This is a genomic window from Rhizomonospora bruguierae (assembly GCF_018397995.1).
Classification (GTDB): domain Bacteria; phylum Actinomycetota; class Actinomycetes; order Mycobacteriales; family Micromonosporaceae; genus Rhizomonospora; species Rhizomonospora bruguierae.
Genome location: NZ_BBQH01000118.1, coordinates 1 through 4,149 on the forward strand (window position 1 = coordinate 1; position 4,149 = coordinate 4,149).

The window sequence follows — 4,149 nt, forward strand, 5'->3', positions numbered from 1 at the left end:
CCCTGATTCTTCGCGGGCCTGACGCCTGTCGATGACCGCCGGGCCTGCATCGTTGTTGGTGGATGGTCAGCCTCGTCGGGTATGACTGTGGGGCGGCTGTCGCGCCGGTGGGCGTGGTCTCCTGGGGTTTCTCCTGGTCGTCGGGGTGGTGGTGGGGGTGGTCAGGTGGCGGGCATGGGCATGCGGCGGATGGTGTCGGTCGCGGTGGTCAGGTCGGTGGCCCAGGGCCAGGTGCGGGGTAGGCGTAGCCAGCGGTAGCGGCGGGCTCGTACTAGGCGTGCGGGAGTCTGGAAGATCCGGTATCGCAGTGTTTTGGGTTCGGCTTTTGCCAAGGTGCCGGTGAGTGCGTAGAGGCGCATCCAGGCGGTGAGGTCCACGGCGATGGTGACCGCGGCGCACCATGCCTTGTTGACCTGCCACGATGTGGAGGGCAGGTGTCCGAGGCCGGTGTCTTTGGTGGTGCGCACGTCGTCTTCGACGCGGGCGTGGACGCGGTGGCGGGCGTCGGCGCGTTGCACGTTCAGGCCGTGCTCGCCGTGGGCGGGGGTGTTGGTGACGAACGCCGAGTACCGGTAGCCGCAGGTGTCGAACAGGGTGGCCTGTTCGTGGTCGAACAGCTTGCGTGGGCGCACGATGACCCGCATGGTGGTGGGCCACTTCAGGCCGGTCAGCCGCTCGCGGAGCAGGTCGGTGATCTCGGTGACCTCAAGACCGTCGACGGTCTCTGCGGTGGTGTTGGACAGGCACGGGACCCACCAGTCGTCGGGGCGGCGGTTGCACGCCTTGCGGACGTGTTCGTCGACGTCGAACCCGATCGAATACTGCACCCGCCGGCCTTCGGCCTGGTCGAGGCTGTGCAGCCAGCCGATCAGCGTGTGGGAGGCGCCCGCCCCGTCGCAGGTGATCAGCAGGTCGCCGCGCCGGTCGGCCGGCACCTGCGTGATGGCCTGCCGGAGCACCTCGATCAGATCGGCGGCGGTGTTCGCCCCGGCGTTGCCGGGGCGGGGCATCAGCGCAGCCAGCTCACCGGTGTTGTCGATCCACACCCCGAGGCTGTGGAACCCGAACGTTCTCTTGAACGTCGCCTCAGCGTTCTCCTTGCGGGAATGGGCCAGGGTGATGGTGCCATCCACGCGCAACACGACCGTCTCACCCATGGACAGCCCGCCGGCGTAGGTCGCCGGCGGCACCCCGTCCGGTAACAGGCTCCACAGGTGCGCGCGGGCCACCGCCCGCGCGGCGTCGATGCGGTGCAGGCCGCGGTCGCTGATCTCACCCAACCCGCGTAGCGCGGTGGTGTCCGACGCGACCGGCCCGAACAGTGCGGCCTGGGCCCGTAGCGCCTCGATGTCGTACACGTCGGTCCCGCCGGCGGCGATCGAACACGCGATGTCGGTCAGCACCCGGCCCCGATCGTGGACCGGATGGAAACCCGGCCTGGCCAGCACAGCGGAGATCCCCGCGGTCAGGCCGGTGCGGTCGGCGAGCATCCGCAAACCCGCTACCCCGACCATCGCCACCACCCCGTCACCGTCAGCCGTGACGCGCAGGTCCTTCGACCATCCGGTAAACTCACGCACGTCGGAAGTGCCTCCTCGCAAGAGATCCTGGCTGATGTCGCAATCACCATTTTCCCTTGCCTGGCAGGCACTTTCGCATGTCTGGACCTCACGAAACCGTCACAAGATCACCAGCCCGTGAATATCCAGGGTCCGTCATGCCCATCGGGTCGGTCCTCGTACCGACCTGTGTCGTCACACGTCGACCTGACCAATATTGAGGCCCTCGGCGGCGACACCATCGCCTGGGACGACACTACCCAAACGATCCAACCGCACATCCACATCACCGTCGGCCTCAAAGAACACAGTGCCACCGCCCACACCAGCCACCTCCTGGATGCCACCGTTCAATTCCTCACCGAAATGCTCATCATCGAGATCGCTTCACCATCGATGCACCGGTTCCCAAACCCCAACCTTTACGATGTGCCGCAACTCCGGTTCGACCAACGACCCGCCACCGATACGTGATCCACAGCGAGGACACTTCCTAATTACAGAAAAGGCTTTGGTCGATCCGGTAGCGATCGATGTGTGCAATCGCCGGCACCGTCGTGCAAACGCATCCATGGTGTACGGGCCGACAAAAGCGATCAGCGTGGGAGGTCACCGAACGCGGTCCATCGCACGTTGGTGTCTCCGGTGCGAACTGATCTCAGCCGTAGCTGGAACTCCTCAGCCACACCTGGCGCACTGGTCAACAGGGGCACGGCCGCGGCGATCATCTTCAGTTCACGTGCTTCTTGCAGCAAATGCCAGGATGGATCCTGGGTGATGTCGTAGCCGTAGGCGGCGGCCAGTTTACTGTGTCCACCGGTATGACCGAACCGAGCTTCGTTCGCTGGTGGCGGAACGAGGTCGACCTGCCACGGTCCGATGCAGGTCGCATCGAAGTCACACAGCAGCACCTTGCCGAACACGTCGCGGAGCAGGTTTCCCTCGTGCGCGTCGCCGTGCACGAGTCCTGGCTCGACGCTCGCCGCGAACTCTTGTAGGCGAGGCTCAAGCCGGTCGCACCAGGCGAGTAGATAGTCCCGGTCATTGTTGGCGAGTCCTTCGGCGTCGTCGAGACGGCTGCGAGCGTCGCCGATCGGGTCCCACATTGGCAGGTGCAGCGGAGGGGTGCCGAGGCTATGGAACGTGCGCAGCGTGACGCCTAGGTCCCCGGCGTCGGGAGGAGGCTCGTGCGGTGCGACGTAGCGCCACACGGTGGCGAGCAGGTCCCCGTCGGCGACGGGCTGGTCGATATCGGCGGCAAGCCGGATCGTCGGCGCGTCGACCTCCTCGAACCAGACACCGAGCGCCGCGACCTTGTGTACCCGTGCATGCAACCGATGCGTGCGGGTGATTCGCACGACCAGCCCGGCGGACGGCAACGCGAAGACGGCGTTGTTCGTCAGCCTCAGCAAGCGAGCGTCCGTGTCATCGACGCCGAGCTGGTCGGAGATGTTCGCAAGGGCTTGCCGCATCGCCGTCTCGGTGAACCGGCCGTCTGCGCCTGTCATGCGACTGGTGTGGGTCGTGGCAGAGTCCGTATGAAGTCGGCGACCTCCGGTAGATGCATGTGCTGCGTGGCGTCGCGGCGTAGGTTGGCGATTCGCTCGATAACGCGCGGCGAGGTCAACGTCTCGGCCTGTCGTTGTGCGGTGTCGCCAGCCTGCAAGGCTAGGTCGGGAGCGTCTGCCAGGAAGTACGCGCTGGCCAGACCGACCTGGTTGAGAACGGTGCTACGCGTGTTTTGTGGGCCGAAGGCGTTGATCGCCTCGGTGACCCAGCGCACCGCGTCGCCGCCGCGTCGGCGGTCGGTGCGCGCCCAGTCCCGGTACACTCGACCGTATTGGGCGAGCAATTCGCCCTTGTCGAGGAAGCCGAGCCATTCGGGTTCGTTGCCAGCGTCAACGTCTGTGAATGCCTCGCTGGAGCGGTCGAGCGCCTGCTTCGCGCCCTCCCAGTCGCCGATCGCCGCGCGGGATGCTGCTTCAGCGCCGTACAGAATCGTGGTGAGCGCGGGCGTCGCGTCGAGTTGGTGGTGCGCAGCCCGCAGGATCTCTAGAGCGTCGCGGTTGTGCCGCAGATGTTGCATCTGTTTGGCCTGCCCGTATCGAATATGGGCAGCCAGATGCCTGTCGCCGGCTTCAATGGCGAAGCGTTCCGCAGCGCCGAAGTGCCGCTGAGCGTCGCCGTGCCGTGTTGCGTCGAACGCGGTCCAGCCGGCCAGATCCCTGGCACTAGCGATCGCGACCAGCAGTTGGGGACGCAGCGTATCGCTGACTAGATGATCCAGCAGCGCTGAGGCAGACTCCGCGAACTGGCCGACATCATCGACCAGGCTCCCGCCTCCAAATTCCTGGTCGGCCAACCGGTACAGACTAGTGAGGGCAGTCAGGCGAGACACGTCGGCAGGCCCGATCTGGCGACGCGGCCCATCACCGGCACCGACAATCCCAGCGGCGGCAGTCACGGCGGCCAGGCCCTGCAACAGCGATCGGCGACGCAGAGAAGCGGCTGTCAGGCCCACATCGCCATCCGAATCCTGCGGTGATACAACGCGATCGAGGGACGTCGGAGGCAGCTGCCAGAGGGCCTC

General features: G+C 66.1%; 3 protein-coding genes and 1 pseudogene. 1 reads left to right on the forward strand and 3 read right to left on the reverse strand.

Annotated features, from left to right (window positions below; translation table 11 throughout):
• Positions 1-161: 161 nt before the first annotated feature.
• Positions 162-1,580 (reverse strand): IS1380 family transposase, encoded by a 1,419-nt coding sequence (locus KJS59_RS30195; RefSeq protein WP_213457342.1) that lies wholly within the window; start codon positions 1,578-1,580, stop codon positions 162-164.
• Positions 1,581-1,745: 165 nt separating this feature from the next.
• Between KJS59_RS30195 and KJS59_RS30200 the strand changes: the two are divergent.
• A pseudogene (locus tag KJS59_RS30200) lies at positions 1,746-2,033 on the forward strand (DUF296 domain-containing protein); the annotation flags it as partial.
• Positions 2,034-2,155: 122 nt separating this feature from the next.
• Here KJS59_RS30200 and KJS59_RS30205 read toward each other — a convergent pair.
• On the reverse strand, positions 2,156-3,067 hold the full coding sequence (locus KJS59_RS30205; protein ID WP_213457345.1) for an aminoglycoside phosphotransferase family protein: 912 nt from the start codon (positions 3,065-3,067) through the stop codon (positions 2,156-2,158).
• On the reverse strand, positions 3,064-4,149 hold a 1,086-nt coding region (locus KJS59_RS30210), incomplete at its 5' end, for an XRE family transcriptional regulator (RefSeq protein WP_213457347.1). The genes KJS59_RS30210 and KJS59_RS30205, both read right to left, overlap by 4 nt.

Excerpts from the sequence above, each read along its gene's own strand:
- KJS59_RS30205 (WP_213457345.1), bottom strand. The coding sequence starts at position 3,067 with ATGACAGGCGCAGACGGCCGGTTCACCGAGACGGCGATGCGGCAAGCC.